The 929-nt window shown below is 62.2% G+C and carries 1 protein-coding gene and 1 pseudogene; both read left to right on the forward strand.

Annotated elements, in window-relative coordinates; translation table 11 throughout:
• On the forward strand, positions 1-689 hold a 689-nt coding region (locus tag HY26_RS02280), incomplete at its 5' end, for a type IV secretory system conjugative DNA transfer family protein (RefSeq protein WP_233351507.1).
• Positions 686-929: pseudogene (locus HY26_RS02285) on the forward strand (CopG family transcriptional regulator); the annotation flags it as partial. The gene HY26_RS02280 and the pseudogene HY26_RS02285, both read left to right, overlap by 4 nt.

Below are 929 nucleotides of genomic sequence, written 5' to 3' on the forward strand. Positions count from 1 at the left end.
CAGGCTATGGCCTCAAGGCCTTCCTGATCGCGCAATCCCTCAATCAGATCGAAAAGGCTTATGGCCCCTCGAATGCGATCCTCGACAATTGTCATGTCCGGGTGGCGTTCGCGACAAATGACGAGCGCACGGCGAAGCGGATTTCCGATGCACTCGGCACCAAGACCGAACAGCGGGCCATGAAGAATTATGCAGGCCACCGGCTCGCGCCCTGGCTGTCGCACAAAATGGTGTCGCGTCAGGAAACTGCCCGCCAATTGCTGACGCCCGGCGAAGTGATGCAACTGCCCGCAGACCAGGAACTCGTCCTTGTCGCAGGCTCCCCGCCGGTGCGCGCGCTGAAGCTACGCTATTACGAGGACCAGAACTTCACCGAACGTCTCAAAGACGCCCCTGCCTTCGCGGCCTGTATTCCGGACGTGCGGGTTGATGATTGGGGCAGCGAGGTCCGGTCGATCCATGAAGGCCTGATGCAGGCTGCAGAGCTCGAGCCTGAAGTCGAGGGCCTTGGGCCTCAGAAGGCGCGGGATGCGGCCGAGGATCGCGCGCGGCTTGCAGGCCCCTCGAAGCCAGGCACGGCGCGGCGCAAGGTGTGCAATCCCCTGCAGGCTAGTCTCTTCGACGCCCTCGTGCAGGCTGACAGCCTCGAACAGGCGACCGGCATTGATCTCACGGGGAATGGCCAATGAAGCTCCGGATCCAGCCCTATATCTCGCCAGAGAATTTTCACTGGCTGAAGGCCATGGCCAAACGCCCTGGCCTGTCAGAAAGCACGATCATCGATGGGGCAGTAACGGCCTACCGGGCAGGCGAGTCCGACAATAAGCGCGAAGCCGCCATCAATCGCCGGCTCGACCGACTGACGCGCCAATTCGGGCGGATCGAGCGGGACAATCTCGTCCTTGCCGAAACGCTCGCGACCTTCGTGC

Source organism: Hyphomonas sp. GM-8P, assembly GCF_003263315.1.
Classification (GTDB): domain Bacteria; phylum Pseudomonadota; class Alphaproteobacteria; order Caulobacterales; family Hyphomonadaceae; genus Hyphomonas.